Origin of the sequence: Enterococcus sp. DIV0800, from assembly GCF_050559735.1 — a bacterium.
Taxonomy (GTDB): domain Bacteria; phylum Bacillota; class Bacilli; order Lactobacillales; family Enterococcaceae; genus Enterococcus_A; species Enterococcus_A devriesei.
In genome coordinates this window covers 484,040-507,323 of sequence record NZ_CP187898.1, presented here as the reverse complement: position 1 = coordinate 507,323, position 23,284 = coordinate 484,040, and the positions used below count along the sequence as shown (strand labels likewise).

At 44.8% G+C, this 23,284-nt stretch carries 17 protein-coding genes, 1 tRNA gene and 6 rRNA genes; 8 read left to right on the top strand and 16 right to left on the bottom strand.

What is annotated here, in order from left to right:
• The 4 genes from IGI54_RS02350 to IGI54_RS02335 all read left to right on the top strand — a co-directional run bounded on the left by IGI54_RS02350 (position 1) and on the right by IGI54_RS02335 (position 2,940).
• Positions 1-975, top strand: a complete 975-nt coding sequence (locus tag IGI54_RS02350; protein WP_379946490.1) for a ring-cleaving dioxygenase — start codon at positions 1-3, stop codon at positions 973-975.
• A gap of 10 nt (positions 976-985) precedes the next feature.
• Entirely contained in the window at positions 986-1,606 is a 621-nt protein-coding gene (locus IGI54_RS02345; RefSeq protein ID WP_430621066.1) for a flavin reductase family protein, read from the top strand.
• 112 nt (positions 1,607-1,718) lie between these two features.
• Entirely contained in the window at positions 1,719-2,567 is an 849-nt protein-coding gene (locus tag IGI54_RS02340; protein ID WP_430621065.1) for a hypothetical protein, read from the top strand.
• 40 nt (positions 2,568-2,607) lie between these two features.
• The gene (locus tag IGI54_RS02335; RefSeq protein WP_430621064.1) at positions 2,608-2,940 is read left to right on the top strand and encodes a hypothetical protein; all 333 of its coding nucleotides are present in this window, start codon (positions 2,608-2,610) and stop codon (positions 2,938-2,940) included.
• 52 nt (positions 2,941-2,992) lie between these two features.
• Here the strand turns inward: IGI54_RS02335 and IGI54_RS02330 are convergent, their stop codons facing one another.
• The 10 genes from IGI54_RS02330 to IGI54_RS02285 form a co-directional block, all read right to left on the bottom strand.
• Positions 2,993-3,340: an iron-sulfur cluster biosynthesis family protein gene (locus IGI54_RS02330; RefSeq protein ID WP_071862372.1), complete on the bottom strand. Its 348-nt coding sequence runs from the start codon at positions 3,338-3,340 to the stop codon at positions 2,993-2,995.
• 119 nt (positions 3,341-3,459) lie between these two features.
• Positions 3,460-3,533, bottom strand: a tRNA-Asn gene (locus tag IGI54_RS02325).
• A gap of 8 nt (positions 3,534-3,541) precedes the next feature.
• Positions 3,542-3,657: ribosomal RNA gene (gene rrf, locus IGI54_RS02320) — 5S ribosomal RNA — on the bottom strand.
• A gap of 72 nt (positions 3,658-3,729) precedes the next feature.
• A 23S ribosomal RNA gene (locus tag IGI54_RS02315) occupies positions 3,730-6,642 on the bottom strand.
• A 246-nt stretch (positions 6,643-6,888) separates the two neighbouring features.
• Positions 6,889-8,447 (bottom strand): 16S ribosomal RNA (locus tag IGI54_RS02310).
• A gap of 465 nt (positions 8,448-8,912) precedes the next feature.
• Positions 8,913-9,028, bottom strand: a 5S ribosomal RNA gene (gene rrf, locus IGI54_RS02305).
• Positions 9,029-9,100: 72 nt separating this feature from the next.
• Positions 9,101-12,013, bottom strand: a 23S ribosomal RNA gene (locus IGI54_RS02300).
• Positions 12,014-12,259: 246 nt separating this feature from the next.
• Positions 12,260-13,818, bottom strand: a 16S ribosomal RNA gene (locus IGI54_RS02295).
• The 16S, 23S and 5S rRNA genes sit together here with 1 tRNA gene alongside, the layout of an rRNA operon.
• A gap of 356 nt (positions 13,819-14,174) precedes the next feature.
• On the bottom strand, positions 14,175-14,537 hold the full coding sequence (locus tag IGI54_RS02290) for a hypothetical protein (RefSeq protein ID WP_430621467.1): 363 nt from the start codon (positions 14,535-14,537) through the stop codon (positions 14,175-14,177).
• An 86-nt stretch (positions 14,538-14,623) separates the two neighbouring features.
• The gene (locus IGI54_RS02285) at positions 14,624-15,004 is read right to left on the bottom strand and encodes a CvfD/Ygs/GSP13 family RNA-binding post-transcriptional regulator (RefSeq protein ID WP_071863399.1); all 381 of its coding nucleotides are present in this window, start codon (positions 15,002-15,004) and stop codon (positions 14,624-14,626) included.
• Positions 15,005-15,082: 78 nt separating this feature from the next.
• On the opposite strand from IGI54_RS02285, the gene IGI54_RS02280 reads away from it, so the two are divergent.
• Positions 15,083-16,249, top strand: coding sequence for a MalY/PatB family protein (locus IGI54_RS02280; protein ID WP_430621063.1), 1,167 nt, complete (start codon positions 15,083-15,085; stop codon positions 16,247-16,249).
• 27 nt (positions 16,250-16,276) lie between these two features.
• On the opposite strand, the gene IGI54_RS02275 is transcribed toward IGI54_RS02280, so the two are convergent.
• The gene (locus IGI54_RS02275) at positions 16,277-16,900 is read right to left on the bottom strand and encodes a peptidylprolyl isomerase (protein WP_430621062.1); all 624 of its coding nucleotides are present in this window, start codon (positions 16,898-16,900) and stop codon (positions 16,277-16,279) included.
• A gap of 94 nt (positions 16,901-16,994) precedes the next feature.
• On the opposite strand from IGI54_RS02275, the gene IGI54_RS02270 reads away from it, so the two are divergent.
• Positions 16,995-17,984, top strand: a complete 990-nt coding sequence (locus tag IGI54_RS02270; protein ID WP_430621061.1) for an NAD(P)/FAD-dependent oxidoreductase — start codon at positions 16,995-16,997, stop codon at positions 17,982-17,984.
• 112 nt (positions 17,985-18,096) lie between these two features.
• On the top strand, positions 18,097-18,606 hold the full coding sequence (locus IGI54_RS02265; RefSeq protein ID WP_071863403.1) for a phosphatidylglycerophosphatase A family protein: 510 nt from the start codon (positions 18,097-18,099) through the stop codon (positions 18,604-18,606).
• A gap of 19 nt (positions 18,607-18,625) precedes the next feature.
• Here IGI54_RS02265 and IGI54_RS02260 read toward each other — a convergent pair whose 3' ends face one another.
• Genes IGI54_RS02260 through IGI54_RS02245 form a run of 4 tightly spaced genes read right to left on the bottom strand, consistent with a single transcriptional unit; the run spans position 18,626 to position 22,060 of the window.
• Positions 18,626-19,261 carry a TIGR01906 family membrane protein gene (locus IGI54_RS02260; RefSeq protein WP_430621060.1) on the bottom strand — a complete coding sequence of 212 codons (636 nt, stop codon included), beginning with the start codon at positions 19,259-19,261 and terminating at the stop codon, positions 18,626-18,628.
• Entirely contained in the window at positions 19,254-20,021 is a 768-nt protein-coding gene (locus IGI54_RS02255; RefSeq protein WP_430621059.1) for a TIGR01457 family HAD-type hydrolase, read from the bottom strand. Before IGI54_RS02255 ends, IGI54_RS02260 begins: the two co-directional genes overlap by 8 nt.
• A gap of 4 nt (positions 20,022-20,025) precedes the next feature.
• Complete coding sequence (locus IGI54_RS02250) at positions 20,026-20,646, bottom strand: YutD family protein (RefSeq protein WP_071863406.1); 621 nt, start codon at positions 20,644-20,646, stop codon at positions 20,026-20,028.
• Between the two features lie 34 nt (positions 20,647-20,680).
• Positions 20,681-22,060, bottom strand: a complete 1,380-nt coding sequence (locus IGI54_RS02245) for a bifunctional metallophosphatase/5'-nucleotidase (RefSeq protein WP_430621058.1) — start codon at positions 22,058-22,060, stop codon at positions 20,681-20,683.
• 143 nt (positions 22,061-22,203) lie between these two features.
• Between IGI54_RS02245 and IGI54_RS02240 the strand changes: the two genes are divergently transcribed.
• Positions 22,204-22,683, top strand: coding sequence for a methylated-DNA--[protein]-cysteine S-methyltransferase (locus tag IGI54_RS02240; protein ID WP_430621057.1), 480 nt, complete (start codon positions 22,204-22,206; stop codon positions 22,681-22,683).
• Positions 22,684-22,783: 100 nt separating this feature from the next.
• Here the strand turns inward: IGI54_RS02240 and IGI54_RS02235 are convergent, their stop codons facing one another.
• Positions 22,784-23,278 (bottom strand): LURP-one-related/scramblase family protein, encoded by a 495-nt coding sequence (locus tag IGI54_RS02235; protein WP_071863409.1) that lies wholly within the window; start codon positions 23,276-23,278, stop codon positions 22,784-22,786.
• Positions 23,279-23,284 lie beyond the last annotated feature (6 nt).

The following is a 23,284-nucleotide window of genomic DNA, read 5'->3' as shown; positions in this document are numbered from 1 at the left end:
ATGGACACACAAATTCGCGGATTACACCACGTGACAGCTATGACTTCAAGCGCCGAAAAAAATTATCGCTTCTTTACTGATATTTTAGGCTTACGTATGATTAAAAAAACCGTCAACCAAGACGATATCGAGACTTATCATTTATACTTTACCGATGATGCTGGCGCACCAGGCACTGACATGACGTTCTTTGATTTTCCAAACATTCCTAAAGGGACTAAAGGAACCAACAGCATCTCTCGAACGGGCTTCCGGGTTCCAACGGACGCTTCCTTAAACTATTGGACCAAACGCTTCTCTGACCTGAATGTCGAACATGGCGAGATCAAAGAACGCTTCGGTAAAAAATACTTAGAATTTCATGATTATGACGACCAATTATTCCAATTAGTCTCAGATGAAAAAAATCATGGTGTCGCTGGCGGAACACCTTGGAAGAATTCAAATGTTCCGGCTGAACACGCAATTATCGGCTTAGGGCCAACCATCGTGACGGTCGCAAAATTTGAACACCTAAAATTAGTTTTAGAAAATCTATTAGGCTTTGAAGAGACCGCTGAAGAAGGCAGCCTCCATCAATTTGAAGTTGGCGAAGGCGGCAATGGCGCAACGATTCTCGTAGACGACCAACCAGATATGATTCCTGCCCAAGAAGGCTACGGCAACGTTCACCATTTAGCCTTACGAGTGGCTGATGATGAAGCATTACGTGATTGGATCGAAAAAATCAATGCCTTGGAATTCCCAAGTTCAGGCTTTGTTGATCGGTTCTATTTCCAATCCGAATATTTCTTAGCAGCACCAAATGTGTTATTCGAGCTAGCAACAGATGGCCCTGGTTTCTTGCAAGATGAAACCTATGAACATGCAGGTGAAATCTTATCCTTACCGCCACATCTACAATCAAAACGTGAAGAAATCGAAGAATATGTACGACCTTTTGATACTTCAGACGCGAACCATAAACGTCAATAAGGAGGAAACTATGCTTTTCTTTCCCGCAAATGAATTGACGACGAAACAAAATTATAAATTTTTAACCGGCAGCATCATTCCCAGACCGATTGCTTGGATTACTACTCGCAACGAGGAAACAGGCATAGTCAATGCCGCCCCGTTTAGCTACTTCAATGTCGTAGCTAAGGATCTGCCGCTAGTTAGTCTTTCGATCAATCGTAAAAGTGCTGAAATGAAAGATACGGCAGCCAACCTGCTCCAGCAAAAAGAAGGCGTCATTCACATCGTCAATGATGAGCTGCTACATGAGATGAATCAATCTGCCGCTTCACTGCCATCGACTGAAAGTGAATTAACTGGAACAAACTTGGCATTAATAGATAGCCAAGCCGTCTCTGTTCCTGCGATTAAAGCAGCGCCGCTTTATTTCGAAGTCCGGTTGCATCAATACGTTCCTATTACTGGAACCGATGCGAAAATTATCAGTGATCTTTTTATCTTAGAAGTCTTGAATTATCATTTTTCAGAGAGCCTCTTTGATCAGGAAAAAGAATACATTGACGCGTTAAAATTAAATCCCTTGGCACGCTTAGCAGGCAATACTTATAGTCATCTTTCTGATTTAGTTGACATCAAGCGTCCAAATTAAGAAGCAGCGGACTTATTGAAGGTCCGCCGCTTCTTTTTTTATAAGTTAATTAAGTACCTTCAACAATTATTTTTTGATATAGTAAGCCAGAACAGATAAGGAGTGAACCAACTTGAAAAAAATAGGAAAGATTTTACTACGGCTGATAATTGGATTGATCGTGCTGATTGGTATTCTATACGGAGCCGTATTTCTTGGCCATCGAGTCTTTTTCCAAATGCCACATACAGCTGAAGCAACGATTCCAGTGTTGGGAGAAGGGGATTTTGCTTTTGGTGCTGCCAGTCGTCAGCAGCCAAAAACGACTGAAGAGTATATCAAAGTCTTAGCTCAGCAAGTAAAATCCTACAATGAAAAGACTTCAACCTTGTGGCTAAACAATACTGAAACAAATCAACTATTAATCGCTCAAGATATCAAAACAAAGAAGATCTATCGGATTGAACCTGATGGCCGTTATAAAACCATCACTTCTGATGAACTAGATAAATTAGGCGGCCGGCAAATGAAACTCAATGGGGACTGGGCCCAACTCAAAAAAGATGGTGCCTCTGGTGCGGTCGTAGCCGTCGATCCCGCAGCATTGACCAACTATTATACATTCCAACGTTACGAACATTTAGGTACCTATGATCCCTTCATTACCTATGCTCACGAACTTTTCCATGCCATCCCACAAGAGACTTGGAAAAAGACCACTTACGACAATACCGAGCGTGACGAGCGCCTAGATGATAGCGCCGCACGTAGAACCCGAATGCTATTACAACAACAATTGACCCTTGCTATCAGCGATCCACCCAATCGTGAGGCTCACATTAAAGATGCTCTAGCAACGTACAAAGCCTATCAAAAGAATGATCAAAAAGATTATCAAGCCACTATCCTTAGTGATCGCTTGGAAGGAACCGCTTATTACTATGAATTAAAAGCTAGTCTCTACGCCGGCTACCCTGCCTGATACGATAAAGACAGACGACGATGTCTATCGCGCCCTTAGTGTGATCCTTAAAGATGACAATCCTGCTTACCGTGATTCAGGCGCAACGATTGAAGGCTATGCTATCGGCGGTTATTCCGCGATTCTTCTAGATCTACTGGCAAAAGAACAGAATCAAGATCCAAATAGCTGGAAAAAAACAATCGAAGAAAATGGCGAGACCACACCCTTAACCCTACTAGAACAAAAATTTGAAAATACTCCGCTGCCTGAGGCAAAAGTGATTCCTTCTGAAAAGAAATACAAAGAATGGCTCAAGCAAACAGACAACATTAATCCAAAAGGCAATGGACCAGAAAACATCTTCAACCTTGCATACGGTATTCTATATTAGAAAAAAAAGCTTTAGCTTCCAGAATAACAGGAAGCTAAAGCTTTTCATTTTTTTATTTACGTAAGTCAACGATCGGCACATTACCGTCAATCACACCGCTCGGACTTTTCAGTTTAATCAAAGCTAAACGATCATCATACTCCAAACTCATTTGATCATCTAAATAAATTTTAGAATATTCTTTAATAGGAATTTCTCCCACATCACTATCGATGTCTAAAGTATAATCTGAACGATCTTGATCCTGCGACAAAACTAGCAAACGAAAACTTGTATCTAAAGAACAAACGCCCATTTTCGAATACTTTCCCGCACCATCATCTAAATCCAGAACCACTATACCTTCTTTTTTGAAACTTGAAAGACGATCTTTTAATTCATCCGCTACTTTTAAATACATTTCTATCATCTCCTCAAAACAAGCATAGCATTTTTTCATGTATTAAGGATAACCATTTGCTCAAATGTAATTTCACAAATTTATTCAAAAAAAAGACAATCAATTGATTGTCTTAAAAACTCCGGCAGTAGGACTCGAACCTACGACATCATGATTAACAGTCATGCGCTACTACCAACTGAGCTATGCCGGAATAATACCGTGTGGCGACGTCCTAATCTCACAAGGGGCAACCCCTCACTACAATCGGCGCTAAGAAGCTTAACTTCTGTGTTCGACATGGGAACAGGTGTATCCTTCCCGCTATCGCCACCACACTATTTGTTTGAGTAAACTTCGTTCACTCAAAACTGGATCAGAAACGTTTTTAAACAACCTTGAATCAATTTTTGGTTAAGTCCTCGATCGATTAGTATCAGTCCGCTCCGTACATCACTGCACTTCCACTCCTGACCTATCTACCTGATCATCTCTCAGGGATCTTACTTTCTTAAAGAAATGGGAAATCTCATCTTGAGGTGGGCTTCACACTTAGATGCTTTCAGCGTTTATCCCTTCCCTACATAGCTACCCAGCGATGCCTCTGGCGAGACAACTGGTACACCAGCGGTAAGTCCATCCCGGTCCTCTCGTACTAAGGACAGATCCTCTCAAATTTCCAACGCCCGCGACGGATAGGGACCGAACTGTCTCACGACGTTCTGAACCCAGCTCGCGTGCCGCTTTAATGGGCGAACAGCCCAACCCTTGGGACCGACTACAGCCCCAGGATGCGACGAGCCGACATCGAGGTGCCAAACCTCCCCGTCGATGTGGACTCTTGGGGGAGATAAGCCTGTTATCCCCAGGGTAGCTTTTATCCGTTGAGCGATGGCCCTTCCATGCGGAACCACCGGATCACTAAGCCCGACTTTCGTCCCTGCTCGACTTGTAGGTCTCGCAGTCAAGCTCCCTTGTGCCTTTACACTCTGCGAATGATTTCCAACCATTCTGAGGGAACCTTTGGGCGCCTCCGTTACTCTTTAGGAGGCGACCGCCCCAGTCAAACTGCCCATCTGACACTGTCTCCCACCACGATTAGTGGTGCGGGTTAGAGTGGTCATAACACAGGGGTAGTATCCCACCAGCGCCTCTGTCGAAACTAGCGTCCCGACTTCTACGGCTCCTACCTATCCTGTACATGTGGTACAAACACTCAATATCAAACTGCAGTAAAGCTCCATGGGGTCTTTCCGTCCTGTCGCGGGTAACCTGCATCTTCACAGGTACTAAAATTTCACCGAGTCTCTCGTTGAGACAGTGCCCAAATCGTTACGCCTTTCGTGCGGGTCGGAACTTACCCGACAAGGAATTTCGCTACCTTAGGACCGTTATAGTTACGGCCGCCGTTTACTGGGGCTTCAATTCGTACCTTCGCTTACGCTAAGCACTCCTCTTAACCTTCCAGCACCGGGCAGGCGTCAGCCCCTATACGTCATCTTTCGATTTTGCAGAGACCTGTGTTTTTGATAAACAGTCGCTTGGGCCTATTCACTGCGGCTGATCGTTAGATCAGCACCCCTTCTCCCGAAGTTACGGGGTCATTTTGCCGAGTTCCTTAACGAGAGTTCTCTCGCTCACCTTAGGATTCTCTCCTCGACTACCTGTGTCGGTTTGCGGTACGGGCCATTGTTTTCTCACTAGAAGCTTTTCTCGGCAGTGTGACATCAGGAACTTCGGTACTATTATTTCCCTCCCCATCACAACTTGTCCTTAGAGAAGCAAGCATTTGACTCGCCTCAAGACTCATTGCTTGGACAGACATTTCCAATCGTCTGATTCCTTAGCCTCCTGCGTCCCTCCATTGCTCAAACAAAAACAACGGGTACAGGAATATCAACCTGTTATCCATCGCCTACGCCTTTCGGCCTCGGCTTAGGTCCCGACTAACCCTGGGCGGACGAGCCTTCCCCAGGAAACCTTAGTCATTCGGTGGACAGGATTCTCACCTGTCTTTCGCTACTCATACCGGCATTCTCACTTCTAAGCGCTCCAGCAGTCCTCACGATCTACCTTCAACGCCCTTAGAACGCTCTCCTACCAACATACCTATTGGTATGTTCCACAGCTTCGGTAAACTATTTAGCCCCGGTACATTTTCGGCGCAGGGTCACTCGACTAGTGAGCTATTACGCACTCTTTAAATGGTGGCTGCTTCTGAGCCAACATCCTAGTTGTCTGTGCAACCCCACATCCTTTTCCACTTAATAGTTATTTTGGGACCTTAGCTGGTGGTCTGGGCTGTTTCCCTTTCGACTATGGATCTTATCACTCACAGTCTGACTCCCAGAGATGAATGGATGGCATTCGGAGTTTATCTGAATTCGGTAACCCGAGATGGGCCCCTAGTCCAAACAGTGCTCTACCTCCATCATTCTTACTCTGAGGCTAGCCCTAAAGCTATTTCGGAGAGAACCAGCTATCTCCAAGTTCGTTTGGAATTTCTCCGCTACCCACACCTCATCCCCGCACTTTTCAACGTACGTGGGTTCGGTCCTCCAGTGCGTTTTACCGCACCTTCAACCTGGACATGGGTAGATCACATGGTTTCGGGTCTACGACCACTTACTCATTCGCCCTATTCAGACTCGCTTTCGCTACGGCTCCGTCTTTTCAACTTAACCTCGCAAGTAATCGTAACTCGCCGGTTCATTCTACAAAAGGCACGCTATCACCCATTAACGGGCTCTAACTTGTTGTAGACACACGGTTTCAGGATCTATTTCACTCCCCTTCCGGGGTGCTTTTCACCTTTCCCTCACGGTACTGGTTCACTATCGGTCACTAGGGAGTATTTAGCCTTGGGAGATGGTCCTCCCGGATTCCGACGGAATTCCTCGTGTTCCGCCGTACTCAGGATCCTCCTAGGTGCCAGTCAAATTTTGTCTACGGGGCTTTTACCCTTTCTAGCAGACCTTTCCAGGTCCTTCGACTATTTCACTGGACTACCATATCGGAGTCCTACAACCCCAAGAGGCAAGCCTCTTGGTTTGGGCTTTTCCCGTTTCGCTCGCCGCTACTCAGGGAATCGAATTTTCTTTCTCTTCCTGCAGGTACTTAGATGTTTCAGTTCTCTGCGTCTACCTCTAATCAGCTATGTATTCACTGAAAAGTAACATCCTATAAAAGATGCTGGGTTCCCCCATTCGGAAATCTCCGGATCAAAGCTTACTTACAGCTCCCCGAAGCATATCGGTGTTAGTCCCGTCCTTCATCGGCTCCTAGTGCCAAGGCATCCACCGTGCGCCCTTATTCACTTAACCTTATCTTGACTTTCGTCAAGGGTCTTACTAATTCCCATGAGCGATCATGTTCCTTAGTAATAAATAAGCAATTGAACTTATTAAAAAACTCATTCAACGCGGTGTTCTCGGTTTGTTTAAAAAAATGTGTTTCTGTATCCAGTTTTCAATGAACGATTTTTGAGAGTAAACCTCTCAAAACTGAACGAATAAAAGCAATCCTGTGTAGTTTCCGTAACGTTCATCTTAGATGAACTATTTCCTTAGAAAGGAGGTGATCCAGCCGCACCTTCCGATACGGCTACCTTGTTACGACTTCACCCCAATCATCTATCCCACCTTAGGCGGCTGGCTCCAAAAGGTTACCTCACCGACTTCGGGTGTTACAAACTCTCGTGGTGTGACGGGCGGTGTGTACAAGGCCCGGGAACGTATTCACCGCGGCGTGCTGATCCGCGATTACTAGCGATTCCGGCTTCATGTAGGCGAGTTGCAGCCTACAATCCGAACTGAGAGAAGCTTTAAGAGATTAGCTTAGCCTCGCGACTTCGCGACTCGTTGTACTTCCCATTGTAGCACGTGTGTAGCCCAGGTCATAAGGGGCATGATGATTTGACGTCATCCCCACCTTCCTCCGGTTTGTCACCGGCAGTCTCGCTAGAGTGCCCAACTAAATGATGGCAACTAACAATAAGGGTTGCGCTCGTTGCGGGACTTAACCCAACATCTCACGACACGAGCTGACGACAACCATGCACCACCTGTCACTTTGCCCCCGAAGGGGAAGCTCTATCTCTAGAGTGGTCAAAGGATGTCAAGACCTGGTAAGGTTCTTCGCGTTGCTTCGAATTAAACCACATGCTCCACCGCTTGTGCGGGCCCCCGTCAATTCCTTTGAGTTTCAACCTTGCGGTCGTACTCCCCAGGCGGAGTGCTTAATGCGTTAGCTGCAGCACTGAAGGGCGGAAACCCTCCAACACTTAGCACTCATCGTTTACGGCGTGGACTACCAGGGTATCTAATCCTGTTTGCTCCCCACGCTTTCGAGCCTCAGCGTCAGTTACAGACCAGAGAGCCGCCTTCGCCACTGGTGTTCCTCCATATATCTACGCATTTCACCGCTACACATGGAATTCCACTCTCCTCTTCTGCACTCAAGTTTCCCAGTTTCCAATGACCCTCCCCGGTTGAGCCGGGGGCTTTCACATCAGACTTAAGAAACCGCCTGCGCTCGCTTTACGCCCAATAAATCCGGACAACGCTTGCCACCTACGTATTACCGCGGCTGCTGGCACGTAGTTAGCCGTGGCTTTCTGGTTAGATACCGTCAAGGGATGAACTTTTTACTCTCATCCTTGTTCTTCTCTAACAACAGAGTTTTACGATCCGAAAACCTTCTTCACTCACGCGGCGTTGCTCGGTCAGACTTTCGTCCATTGCCGAAGATTCCCTACTGCTGCCTCCCGTAGGAGTTTGGGCCGTGTCTCAGTCCCAATGTGGCCGATCACCCTCTCAGGTCGGCTATGCATCGTTGCCTTGGTGAGCCGTTACCTCACCAACTAGCTAATGCACCGCGGGTCCATCCATCAGTGACGCAAAAGCGCCTTTCAAAGTAAAACCATGCGGTTTTACTTGTTATACGGTATTAGCACCTGTTTCCAAGTGTTATCCCCTTCTGATGGGCAGGTTACCCACGTGTTACTCACCCGTTCGCCACTCTTTTTCTTTCGGTGGAGCAAGCTCCGGTGAAAGAAAAAGCGTTCGACTTGCATGTATTAGGCACGCCGCCAGCGTTCGTCCTGAGCCAGGATCAAACTCTCATAAAAAGTGTTTGAAACAATCTTGCGATTGTTAAGCTCAATTGTAATAATTGACTTGCTAGCATATTGCTTGCTATGTTGTTTGCTTCTATAAAAGAAGCGCCCTACACATTTGGTTTGTTTTATTCGTTCAGTTTTCAAAGGTCTACGTTGTTCGTCGCTTTGTTTCAGCAACTTTTATATCTTAACAGGTTACTGAGTGAATGTCAACAACTTTTTTTAATTAATTTTTTAAGAAGTTGTCGTCATCACTTTATGCGACTTAGTTATAATAACTTAACGAATCTAAAGTGTCAATACTTTTATTTTAAAAAATAAATATTTTATATCGACTAAAACAGCTTTAAATCAACGTTAGTTTTTTACAACTAAATAATACTAATTCAAAATTTCAAGTAAAAGAACAGCATAGAAATATGAACAATATTATTTTATCGAAATAAAAATTCCATCCAATTAAGGATGGAATTCGCGTGGCGACGTCCTAATCTCACAAGGGGCAACCCCTCACTACAATCGGCGCTAAGAAGCTTAACTTCTGTGTTCGACATGGGAACAGGTGTATCCTTCCCGCTATCGCCACCACACTATTTGTTTGAGTAAACTTCGTTCACTCAAAACTGGATCAGAAACGTTTTTAAACAACCTTGAATCAATTTTTGGTTAAGTCCTCGATCGATTAGTATCAGTCCGCTCCGTACATCACTGCACTTCCACTCCTGACCTATCTACCTGATCATCTCTCAGGGATCTTACTTTCTTAAAGAAATGGGAAATCTCATCTTGAGGTGGGCTTCACACTTAGATGCTTTCAGCGTTTATCCCTTCCCTACATAGCTACCCAGCGATGCCTCTGGCGAGACAACTGGTACACCAGCGGTAAGTCCATCCCGGTCCTCTCGTACTAAGGACAGATCCTCTCAAATTTCCAACGCCCGCGACGGATAGGGACCGAACTGTCTCACGACGTTCTGAACCCAGCTCGCGTGCCGCTTTAATGGGCGAACAGCCCAACCCTTGGGACCGACTACAGCCCCAGGATGCGACGAGCCGACATCGAGGTGCCAAACCTCCCCGTCGATGTGGACTCTTGGGGGAGATAAGCCTGTTATCCCCAGGGTAGCTTTTATCCGTTGAGCGATGGCCCTTCCATGCGGAACCACCGGATCACTAAGCCCGACTTTCGTCCCTGCTCGACTTGTAGGTCTCGCAGTCAAGCTCCCTTGTGCCTTTACACTCTGCGAATGATTTCCAACCATTCTGAGGGAACCTTTGGGCGCCTCCGTTACTCTTTAGGAGGCGACCGCCCCAGTCAAACTGCCCATCTGACACTGTCTCCCACCACGATTAGTGGTGCGGGTTAGAGTGGTCATAACACAGGGGTAGTATCCCACCAGCGCCTCTGTCGAAACTAGCGTCCCGACTTCTACGGCTCCTACCTATCCTGTACATGTGGTACAAACACTCAATATCAAACTGCAGTAAAGCTCCATGGGGTCTTTCCGTCCTGTCGCGGGTAACCTGCATCTTCACAGGTACTAAAATTTCACCGAGTCTCTCGTTGAGACAGTGCCCAAATCGTTACGCCTTTCGTGCGGGTCGGAACTTACCCGACAAGGAATTTCGCTACCTTAGGACCGTTATAGTTACGGCCGCCGTTTACTGGGGCTTCAATTCGTACCTTCGCTTACGCTAAGCACTCCTCTTAACCTTCCAGCACCGGGCAGGCGTCAGCCCCTATACGTCATCTTTCGATTTTGCAGAGACCTGTGTTTTTGATAAACAGTCGCTTGGGCCTATTCACTGCGGCTGATCGTTAGATCAGCACCCCTTCTCCCGAAGTTACGGGGTCATTTTGCCGAGTTCCTTAACGAGAGTTCTCTCGCTCACCTTAGGATTCTCTCCTCGACTACCTGTGTCGGTTTGCGGTACGGGCCATTGTTTTCTCACTAGAAGCTTTTCTCGGCAGTGTGACATCAGGAACTTCGGTACTATTATTTCCCTCCCCATCACAACTTGTCCTTAGAGAAGCAAGCATTTGACTCGCCTCAAGACTCATTGCTTGGACAGACATTTCCAATCGTCTGATTCCTTAGCCTCCTGCGTCCCTCCATTGCTCAAACAAAAACAACGGGTACAGGAATATCAACCTGTTATCCATCGCCTACGCCTTTCGGCCTCGGCTTAGGTCCCGACTAACCCTGGGCGGACGAGCCTTCCCCAGGAAACCTTAGTCATTCGGTGGACAGGATTCTCACCTGTCTTTCGCTACTCATACCGGCATTCTCACTTCTAAGCGCTCCAGCAGTCCTCACGATCTACCTTCAACGCCCTTAGAACGCTCTCCTACCAACATACCTATTGGTATGTTCCACAGCTTCGGTAAACTATTTAGCCCCGGTACATTTTCGGCGCAGGGTCACTCGACTAGTGAGCTATTACGCACTCTTTAAATGGTGGCTGCTTCTGAGCCAACATCCTAGTTGTCTGTGCAACCCCACATCCTTTTCCACTTAATAGTTATTTTGGGACCTTAGCTGGTGGTCTGGGCTGTTTCCCTTTCGACTATGGATCTTATCACTCACAGTCTGACTCCCAGAGATGAATGGATGGCATTCGGAGTTTATCTGAATTCGGTAACCCGAGATGGGCCCCTAGTCCAAACAGTGCTCTACCTCCATCATTCTTACTCTGAGGCTAGCCCTAAAGCTATTTCGGAGAGAACCAGCTATCTCCAAGTTCGTTTGGAATTTCTCCGCTACCCACACCTCATCCCCGCACTTTTCAACGTACGTGGGTTCGGTCCTCCAGTGCGTTTTACCGCACCTTCAACCTGGACATGGGTAGATCACATGGTTTCGGGTCTACGACCACTTACTCATTCGCCCTATTCAGACTCGCTTTCGCTACGGCTCCGTCTTTTCAACTTAACCTCGCAAGTAATCGTAACTCGCCGGTTCATTCTACAAAAGGCACGCTATCACCCATTAACGGGCTCTAACTTGTTGTAGACACACGGTTTCAGGATCTATTTCACTCCCCTTCCGGGGTGCTTTTCACCTTTCCCTCACGGTACTGGTTCACTATCGGTCACTAGGGAGTATTTAGCCTTGGGAGATGGTCCTCCCGGATTCCGACGGAATTCCTCGTGTTCCGCCGTACTCAGGATCCTCCTAGGTGCCAGTCAAATTTTGTCTACGGGGCTTTTACCCTTTCTAGCAGACCTTTCCAGGTCCTTCGACTATTTCACTGGACTACCATATCGGAGTCCTACAACCCCAAGAGGCAAGCCTCTTGGTTTGGGCTTTTCCCGTTTCGCTCGCCGCTACTCAGGGAATCGAATTTTCTTTCTCTTCCTGCAGGTACTTAGATGTTTCAGTTCTCTGCGTCTACCTCTAATCAGCTATGTATTCACTGAAAAGTAACATCCTATAAAAGATGCTGGGTTCCCCCATTCGGAAATCTCCGGATCAAAGCTTACTTACAGCTCCCCGAAGCATATCGGTGTTAGTCCCGTCCTTCATCGGCTCCTAGTGCCAAGGCATCCACCGTGCGCCCTTATTCACTTAACCTTATCTTGACTTTCGTCAAGGGTCTTACTAATTCCCATGAGCGATCATGTTCCTTAGTAATAAATAAGCAATTGAACTTATTAAAAAACTCATTCAACGCGGTGTTCTCGGTTTGTTTAAAAAAATGTGTTTCTGTATCCAGTTTTCAATGAACGATTTTTGAGAGTAAACCTCTCAAAACTGAACGAATAAAAGCAATCCTGTGTAGTTTCCGTAACGTTCATCTTAGATGAACTATTTCCTTAGAAAGGAGGTGATCCAGCCGCACCTTCCGATACGGCTACCTTGTTACGACTTCACCCCAATCATCTATCCCACCTTAGGCGGCTGGCTCCAAAAGGTTACCTCACCGACTTCGGGTGTTACAAACTCTCGTGGTGTGACGGGCGGTGTGTACAAGGCCCGGGAACGTATTCACCGCGGCGTGCTGATCCGCGATTACTAGCGATTCCGGCTTCATGTAGGCGAGTTGCAGCCTACAATCCGAACTGAGAGAAGCTTTAAGAGATTAGCTTAGCCTCGCGACTTCGCGACTCGTTGTACTTCCCATTGTAGCACGTGTGTAGCCCAGGTCATAAGGGGCATGATGATTTGACGTCATCCCCACCTTCCTCCGGTTTGTCACCGGCAGTCTCGCTAGAGTGCCCAACTAAATGATGGCAACTAACAATAAGGGTTGCGCTCGTTGCGGGACTTAACCCAACATCTCACGACACGAGCTGACGACAACCATGCACCACCTGTCACTTTGCCCCCGAAGGGGAAGCTCTATCTCTAGAGTGGTCAAAGGATGTCAAGACCTGGTAAGGTTCTTCGCGTTGCTTCGAATTAAACCACATGCTCCACCGCTTGTGCGGGCCCCCGTCAATTCCTTTGAGTTTCAACCTTGCGGTCGTACTCCCCAGGCGGAGTGCTTAATGCGTTAGCTGCAGCACTGAAGGGCGGAAACCCTCCAACACTTAGCACTCATCGTTTACGGCGTGGACTACCAGGGTATCTAATCCTGTTTGCTCCCCACGCTTTCGAGCCTCAGCGTCAGTTACAGACCAGAGAGCCGCCTTCGCCACTGGTGTTCCTCCATATATCTACGCATTTCACCGCTACACATGGAATTCCACTCTCCTCTTCTGCACTCAAGTTTCCCAGTTTCCAATGACCCTCCCCGGTTGAGCCGGGGGCTTTCACATCAGACTTAAGAAACCGCCTGCGCTCGCTTTACGCCCAATAAATCCGGACAACGCTTGCCACCTACGTATTACCGCGGCTGCTGGCACGTAGTTAGCCGTGGCTTTCTGGTTAGATACCGTCAAGGGATGAACTTTTTACTCTCATCCTTGTTCTTCTCTAACAACAGAGTTTTACGATCCGAAAACCTTCTTCACTCACGCGGCGTTGCTCGGTCAGACTTTCGTCCATTGCCGAAGATTCCCTACTGCTGCCTCCCGTAGGAGTTTGGGCCGTGTCTCAGTCCCAATGTGGCCGATCACCCTCTCAGGTCGGCTATGCATCGTTGCCTTGGTGAGCCGTTACCTCACCAACTAGCTAATGCACCGCGGGTCCATCCATCAGTGACGCAAAAGCGCCTTTCAAAGTAAAACCATGCGGTTTTACTTATTATACGGTATTAGCACCTGTTTCCAAGTGTTATCCCCTTCTGATGGGCAGGTTACCCACGTGTTACTCACCCGTTCGCCACTCTTCTTCTTTCGGTGGAGCAAGCTCCGGTGAAAGAAAAAGCGTTCGACTTGCATGTATTAGGCACGCCGCCAGCGTTCGTCCTGAGCCAGGATCAAACTCTCATAAAAAGTGTTTGAAACAATCTTACGATTGTTAAGCTCAATTGTAATAATTGACTTGCTAGCATATTGCTTGCTATGTTGTTTGCTTCTATAAAAGAAGCGCCCTACACATTTGGTTTGTTTTATTCGTTCAGTTTTCAAAGGTCTACGTTGTTCGTCGCTTTGTTTCAGCAACTTTTATATCTTAACAGGTTACTGAGTGAATGTCAACAACTTTTTTTAATTAATTTAAATTTCAAAAGTCATTGTTCGGCTTTACTGCCTCGACAACGTTACTTAATTTACCACTTAATTTAATATAGGTCAACTATTTTTTTCAAAAAAAAAAAGAACTTATTTTATAAGTTCTTTTTAGCTGATCATTATTCAAATAATGGTACGCCTTCTATTTCTATTGTTCCGAGGATTTCTCTGACACTATCCGGTGTCTCCCAAGCAAAATCTTTAGGCAATTCGGTAGCTTCTTCGCTCGTCATTTCAAAAACATATAGAGGCATGTTGGCGCCGTTTGATTGCGTGTTCGTCAATTCTACTAAGCGGATGCGATTGACATCAATATATAAATTACTTTTCAAAAAATTCAAAAAACTGGCTAATACAGTTGTTTCCGTTTGGGTATCAGTGCGAGCAAACTCTTTACTACTTTCGGTTTCGTGAACTAAAAAACGTTTCGATCCATCTTCTAAATGCAACATGATTGTTCCTGATACTTGTTTCGTCACAATTTTCACCTCTACATTAGCTACTCATAAATCGACCTCATTGTACCACGCTTTCAGAAAAAAAGAAATTCTTTGCATAAAATCATTTATTATTTTTCATTGCTTTCTTTCAGCAAATAATCAATTGCTTCGCTAATCCAAATAGGCATATTTTTTTCAAGTGAACGAAAACCAATATTTTTATTTCGATTCGTAAAGTAACGTTTCCGATGATAGGCTGTTTCCACGGGATGCTCCGTTAAGGTCCGTAAGGACAGACTAATTTTTTTGGTATATTCATCGATATCGATAATCTGAACCTTAACCTTCTGCCCAACTTCTAAAAAATTGTGAATGTTTTTCGTATAACCTGATTGTACTTCTGATACGTGAATCAACCCTTGCGTTTGATCGTCCAATGAAATAAACGCTCCATAAGGTTGAATTCCAGTCACGCGACCTTCAATAATATTTCCAATTTTATATCCCATTCATTTCCCTCTTTTCGCAAGAATCATTATACTGTATTTAGGGAATAAATAGAAGTTAATCAACAAGGGGGAAGGAAATTGACTGATTTTAATGAACCGATTAATCGGATTGGAACCAACAGTGTAAAGTGGGACACGATTTTAAAAACGTACAATGAAAAGGAACTCCTACCTCTGTGGATCGCCGATATGGATTTCAAAGCGCCACACGGTGTTTTAAAAGCCTATCAAGACGTCATAAACCATGGAGTGATCGGCTATGCAGATACTCCGGAGAGTTTGTACGAAAGTATTATTGATTGGGAACAGCGACATCATCAACTTACTGTTGAAAAAAGTGAGATACTGTTTTTCTCTGGTGTGTTAGCTGGGATCACGACCGCGCTTCAAGCGTTGACAGAACCAAACGATGCCATCTTGATCCATGATCCCGTTTATCCGCCATTTGCCAATATCATCACAACGAACCGACGCAAATTGATTCGTAGTCGTTTAATTGAAGAAGACGGCCATTTCATAATGGACCTGGCTGACATCGAGGAAAAATTTAAACATGAAAAGATCAAGCTGATGATTTTATGCAATCCTCACAATCCTGGCGGACGCGTTTGGACTAAAAATGAGTTAAACCAACTAGGCGAGCTTTGTAAAAAATACGGTGTCCTCGTCTTGAGCGATGAGATTCATCAAGATTTGGTGTTTGCGCCTCATGAGATGACTTCTTTTTTTGCTGCGGGGGATTCTTTCAGCGACTTTAGTGTTCAATTTACTTCCATGACTAAGACGTTCAATTTGGCTGGAATCAAAAATTCCATCGTCTTCGTAAAAAACGAGCGGTTGAAAAAACAATTGACTCGCAAGCAAGAAGAAAACTTCCAACAAGAAATCAATACCTTTGGTTTAGCGGGAATGGAAGCCGCTTATCGAACAGGAGATACTTGGTTGAAAGAACTATTAGACTATCTTCAAGGCAATGTTGCTTATACGCTGGACTTTTTCCAAAAGCATTTGCCCAAAGCAGCAATCATGAAACCAGAAGGAACCTATCTATTGTGGGTGGATTTTTCTGACTACGGTTTTTCTGATGAGGAATTGGAGAATTTATTGGTTCATAAAGGTAAAGTCGTGCTAAACACGGGAGTAAGCTACGGTCCTAGTGGCAAACAGCATATGCGTTTGAATGTCGCTTGTCCGCGAAAAACGCTTGAAGAAGGACTGCAACGCATCGTTACCGCCTTAAATTAAAAAAATACGGCCAACTGGCCGTATTTTTTATTCAGTAACTTCGATTGATTCAATCACGATATCATTGACTGGTTTGTCTTGTGGCCCACGTTTAGCAGCACCAATATTATCGACTACATCCATACCTTCTACTACGTGTCCGAAGACTGTATGGCGGAAATCTAACCAAGGTGTCCCACCTTGTTTGTATGTTTCAACGATTTCACCAGGGAAGCCCGCTTCTTCTAATTGAGTCATCATGTTGGCTGGCACATTTTGATTGTTTACAATAAAGAATTGGCTGCCGTTTGTATTTGGACCAGCATTGGCCATTGATAAGGCACCGCGTAAGTTAAATAAGTTGCGCGAGAATTCATCTTCGAATTTTTCACCGTAAATACTTTCCCCTCCCATACCTGTACCGGTTGGGTCGCCGCCTTGAATCATGAAATCAGGAATTACGCGGTGGAAAATCACGCCGTCATAATAGCCTTTTTTGGCTAACTCAACGAAGTTTTTCACCGTTTTTGGTGCTTCTTCTGGGAATAATTGAACTTTGATATCCCCCATATTTGTTTTAATCGTCGCTTTCGGACCTTTTTCTTCTGCTAAGTTTAATTGTGGAAATTGAGTCACTTCAATGCCCTCCTTTATTTTTGCTGTATCTATCATAACAAACTTTTCTTGATTTGCCACCTCTTGAAACTAAGCGGTTCTTTCTCTTTGATTTATTTGTTACAATTGATCGGAAAGAAAGGGTGTTGACATGGAAATTTATGATATTACAATCGTTGGCGCAGGGCCAATCGGAATGTTTGCTGCTTTTTATGCTGGGATTCGTCAAGCAAAAACTAAATTAATCGATAGTTTGCCGCAACTCGGCGGCCAATTGACGACCCTTTATCCTGAAAAAAATATCTACGACATCCCCGGCTTTCCATTAGTCAAAGCCGCGGATTTAGTTGGCAACTTAGAAAAACAACTACGGACTTTTGCTCACACTTATTGTTTAGACGAGGAAGTCTTGGAATTAAAACAACACGAGGACTATTTAGAATTGGTTACCACAAAAGATAGCCACTACACGAAAGCTGTAGTATTAGCGATTGGTAATGGTTCTTTCCAACCGCGAAAATTAATGATCGACGGCGCTGAAGCTTACGAAGATCACGGCATCGACTACTACATTACCGACTTAATGAAATATGCCGGAAAAAAAGTCGCGATTGCCGGCGGTGGCGATTCAGCGATTGACTGGGCATTGATGCTAGAACCGATTGCAGCGGAGGTCTCCATCATTCATCGGCGGGATAATTTCCGTGGTCACGAACACAGCGTCCAGCAATTAAAAGAATCCTCGGTGAATATTTACACACCATATATTTTAAAAGAACTACATGGGAAACAAAATTTGGAGGATCTGACTTTACAAAAGGCGAAAAGTGATGAGACAATTAACTTAAACATCGATTACTTGATCGTCAATTATGGTTTCTCTTCCTCTTTGGATCATTTAAAATCTTGGGGCTTAGAAAGTACCCGGCAAGCAATCTTAGTTGAGTCAGATATGCGGACCTCGATTCCCGGCGTTTACGCTTGCGGGGACATCACTACTTATGATGGAAAAGTAAAATTGATTGCGACTGGTATGGGTGAAGCTCCTACGGCTGTTAATAATGCCTTGCATTATATCGACCCTAAAAACCGGACACAGCCGGGGCATAGTTCAAGTCTCTTTCCACAAAATCAAGGCTGATCCAATCATTTTTAGAGGGTACTGATACAAGAAACTATACGGCTTGAGAATCAAACTTATTTTTCCTGAACTCGGAAAAATAGATACTTTAATACGAAAAAGGAGGCAGCTTATGGTTTTTGAAACGACAGCGCTGGAGCAAAAGGCGCGGGAACTATTGGAAGAGCGTGGCGTGACGATTCGCGACATCGCTGATTTGGTATACTTTTTACAAAAGGATTATATTGATAAATTGGATATCGAATTATGTATTCACAGTGTCAATCGTGTATTGACTAAAAGAGAAGTCCACAACGCGATCATTACCGGTATCCAACTGGATAAATTAGCGGAAGAAAAAAAACTGGACTCGCCTTTACAAGATATTTTGGAAGAGGATGAAGGTCTGTATGGGATCGACGAGATCATGGCCCTTTCAATCGTAAATGTCTACGGCTCTATCGGCTTTACCAATTATGGCTATATTGACAAGGTTAAGCCCGGGATCTTAGAAAAATTAAACGCTCACGACGGTGTTCATGTCCATACTTTTTTAGATGATCTTGTAGGTGCGATTGCAGCGTCTGCCGCTAGTCGTTTGGCTCATGAACATCCACGGAAATTAGATTCGATCGTACATTAAAGAGCATTAAAAAAAGAGCTTAACGCTCTTTTTTTAATGCTCTTTTGCCAATGATAATTGGTAAAAGCAAAAATATTTCTAATAAAATAAAAAACAGAATAAAGCAATGGAGAAAAAAAGTCTCCGGTAAGACATTGATGATCGGGTCAGTCACTGGATTAAAGATCCATGCGTCATTGTTGAAAAAGACCCCATGAAACATAATAAAAAAGCGATCAAAGTTTACTGCCATCAAAAAGGCCACCACGACCGGAACAACTACCGCGATCCGAAACGGCTGGATCAACTCCCATAAGCGGTGCTGCTTCACCAACCGACGCAGATACCAAATGCTGGGGCCCACGGTCACGATCAACAAGCCATAATTCAGTAAAAAGAGCTTCTTCACTTCATAAAAATGCAAGGCCCCACTCGCTGACACCGGAAAATCCGCCATTTTTAATTCCGTGACCCAAGGTGTGTTCAAATAACGCATCAGCTGATCGAAATTATGCAGCAATTCCTTTTCTGATAGAATCGTCATATCCAATAAATTCAAATGACCAATGTCCCATTGATAAAGCCAACGAGCATTGATCGTCAGGGTGATGGCTAATGTCAGCAAGGTCACGAATAAACAAATCAGTCCGAGAACTTCCAACCACTTCTTATTCATCGAAGCTCCATTCATCTAATGAATCCACTACGTAGGTTGGCGCAACAGGTAGCGTTGGAACTTCTGCTTTTTGAGTAAAGCCCGACAAGACCAGCAGCGAATCGATTTGATTATTGATTCCTGCCATAATATCGGTCGTGTAATTGTCCCCTACCATAATCACCTCTGATTTTTCCAGACCTAGAATTTCCACGGCTTTATCCATAATGATCGCTTCTGGCTTACCAATATAGATCGCCTTTTGCTGCGTTGCCGCTTCAACCAAAGCAATCACCGAACCAGCTCCTGGTAGCAGCCCCCGTTCGGTTGGAATATTTTTGTCGGGATTCGTGCCGATGAAAGTCGCGCCTTTTTGAATCGCCAAGGTTGCCGTTACAAATTTCTCGTAGGTCACTTGCGTATCCAAGCCGACTACCACATAATCAGGATTCTCTTCTTCCCAAACGTAACCCGCAGCTAAGATCGGATCAATCAGTCCTGGCTCACCAATTACGAATACTTTTTTGCCTTTAGCCAGCGCATCCATGTAATCCGTTGTCGCCAACGTCGCCGTATAAACGGTTTCTGGACTGACATGGATCGAAAATTCATTTTCTAAGCGAGCCGCCACAGTCGCCGGCGTCTTCGTTGTATTGTTGGTTAAAAATAAAAATGGAATCTGACGCGCCTGTAATTGTTCAACAAAGCGACGCCCCGCAGGAATCGGTTCGCTGCCACGATAAATCGTTCCATCTAAATCGATCAAATATCCTTTGTACATCCCACTACTCTTCTCTTTGACGAATCACGAAGCGTTCGTCTTTTTCTTTTGTCTTGGTTGGTGTTTCTTTTTTCGGCTGACGGTTTTTGATCACAGGTTTCTTTCGCTGCTTCTCAGCTACCGGCGCCTTCTTTTCCTCTACAAATGCTTGCGGCTTGTCTTTCCGTTTGCGCTTGCGTTTTTTGCGGGGTTGCTGGCGTTTTCCGCCAGTTCGTTCCAACACAAAATAAGCACAGCCGAAATTGCAATACTCATAGAGATAATCTTCTAACGTGTCGATGCGTTGTTCTGGCAGACTTTTACGATTGTCCTCGTTAAAAAAACCCTTCAACCGTAATTGGTCATAGCCCCAATCACCAACAATATAATCATAACGCGTTAAGACCTCACTAAAGCGTTCACCTAAACGATCGGCATCAAAGCCTTCACGATAATTTCTAACTAAGCGATATTGGCGTTCGCCAATTAAAAGGTTGCTCTCATCTACAAAAACGACGGACTCGCCTTTTTTCTTTTCTTCAGCGGGCGTCTCAACGATTTCATCTAAGACTTCTGTCAGTTCTTGTGTAACTGATTTTTCAGCCGTTTTCGTATTTTCTTTTTTGTCGCGTTTTTCTTTTGTCATCGTTTCACCACCTGATTGTTATTATACCTTGTTTTTATTTGGTTGGGTAGTGAGTGTGGAGATAGTCTCCCAAAACACTGCGGATAAATGCCGGGAACAAAAACTCATAGCGCCCAGCGATCTCGATCGTCGGGAAAAACGGCACAAACATATAATGATCCACCGTTGCCAACGTATATTCCGACTCAGGATCTACCAATTCTCCCAGCCAGCGAACTTGATGATTGATCGCGTCGTATTCGATTCCATCATAAACCAAATGACCAAAGACTTTACCGCGAAAGCCCATCCCCATCACAGGAAAATTAATCAAAAAATGACGATTTTTTTCCATTTCTAAAATCAAACGAATCAAATTATTCCCATCTAGCGTGACTTTGATCAAATGCATAGGGTGTGGCAAAGCGGTGTGCAACTGATCTTGATTAACAATCCCCGCTGGAATATCGGTTAAAAACAAGCCTGAATTCAAAATCGCAACATCCGTCTCCGCCGCTTCCTTCACCGCTGCCAATGCGTAGTCAATCATCGGGTGCTCGTCGTGAATATCAGTTGACATCGAAAAAGGAACCTCTGAGACTGTCTTAGCCGCCAGCAACTTGTGTCCAGTTGCCAGATAGCCTGTGATCTCCTCTTGATCCTCCGGTAATTCCAACATTTTTTCGGTGGCAAAGGTACGGGCCGACGTTTTTTGGATGCGATGCTCGTCATCAACAGTCACGTGAACTTCACCAACATAATAGCCATATTTCCCAGCCGCCGCCAATTGAACGCCATTGACCATTTCCCCATGCTCAAATAAATGATGGGTATGGGAACCCAGAATCACATCGATGGCGGGAAGTTCGCGAGCGATCCGGCGATCGGCACTGATCCCTAAATGACTCATTAGAACGAGCACATCGACTTTGGGCCGAATGTCCGCCACCAAGTCCGGTAAAATGTCCATTACTTGACGGATATCCCAGCCGTTAGGACTATACGTCAATGGAAATGGCGCAGTAAACGCTAGTAATCCGACCTTCGTTCCTTGCTCAGTCGTAATGACCTTGCATGGTTGCGACCAAGCGGGAGGCTGAAGCGTTTTTTTATCGAATAAATTGTCTAACAAAACATCAAAGTTCGCTTGATCATACAACTGATTCAACTCCGCTTTAGAATTGCCGACACCTTCATTGTTGCCGATCGTCGCCGCATCATAATTGATTTGATTCATTAGTTCTACATTGGCTTGCCCATTGGTTGCTTCGGTCAATGGATGCCAACGATCCACAAAATCCCCCAAATCCACGGTAATGATTTTTTTCTCAGCTGCTTCCTCTTGTTTACGGTTCAAAAGAAAACGCCGAATCTTCGGCCAATTTTCCAAATGGGAATGGAGATCGTTGGTATGTAAAAGAATAATTTTTTCCATTATTCTACCTCTTTTCAACTCTTCTAGTTGCATCTATAGTAACATATAGCTGAAAAAAGGCTGAAGGAACACCTTCGCCAGCAATGCTGAAAAAACTAAACTTAATACATCCATTTTTATTTTGAAAGAAAGCAGGTGAAACAATGCAATTTGAATCTATTCTTGGAACGATTTGGCTAGACGCCAATTCGGAGGCTCTAACTCGCGTTTCTTATACGCCACTCATTGAGAATCCTTTGGCGAACCAAACAATCCTAGAACTAGCCCAAAGTCAGTTAGAAGAATATTTTGCTGGTAAGCGTACAACCTTTGATCTTCCCTATCAGTTTGAATCCGGCACTCCCTTCCAACAAGAAGTTTGGCAGGCCCTAACCGAGATTCCGTACGGCGAGACTTGCAGTTATCAAGCGGTCGCCGAAAAAATCCAACGACCGAAAGCCGTCCGTGCCATTGGACAAGCCAACCGCAACAACCCGTTGCCGATCCTTGTTCCTTGCCATCGGGTCATTGGAAAAAGCGGTAAGCTAGTAGGGTATTCTGGCTCTAGCAAAGCCGGACTACAGATCAAAGAACAATTACTCACAATTGAAAAACCCACGATGAAAGAGATGACGCTTTTTTAATCGGATCGCTTCCTTAATCAAAACACTCGTTTTTTACATACCACTAAAGGCTTGTATAAAACAACAAGACCGCGGCTGCTTGCGCAACTGCGGTCTTGTTTTAACTTGAAGAGGAAGATGACGCTGCTTCATCGGCTTTGACACAATCAATCGCGATCACTAATGAAATAATCAGCTCTTCCAGCGCTTCGTTAAAAATCGAGATCTCATAAGTATCCCCCCAAGAGATCCAGCGTTTATTGATTTCCGCTACTTTCTGCCCATGCTGCGAAACTTCAAAATCCATGTCCCACCAGTTGCCGTCAACGGTTAATCCTTCAGCCGAAATTGAGTATTTAGCCTTTAAGAAAGACAGATGCTTACTGATCTCAATGGCTTCTTTCCCGTTCATCTCAACAAAGAATTTCGGTAGTAGACTGATGACTTTCTTCGTAATCTTACTGATCTCACGACCTTGTTCATCCTCAATTGTGAAGGTCTTAGGAATCTTTAAAAAACTTCCCTTCACGTAATAACGGGGCTCCTGATTCTCATCCATCACCGTATATTTTTCACCGATACTAAAGACTTTTTGCTTGATATATAATTTTTTCATCAGGCT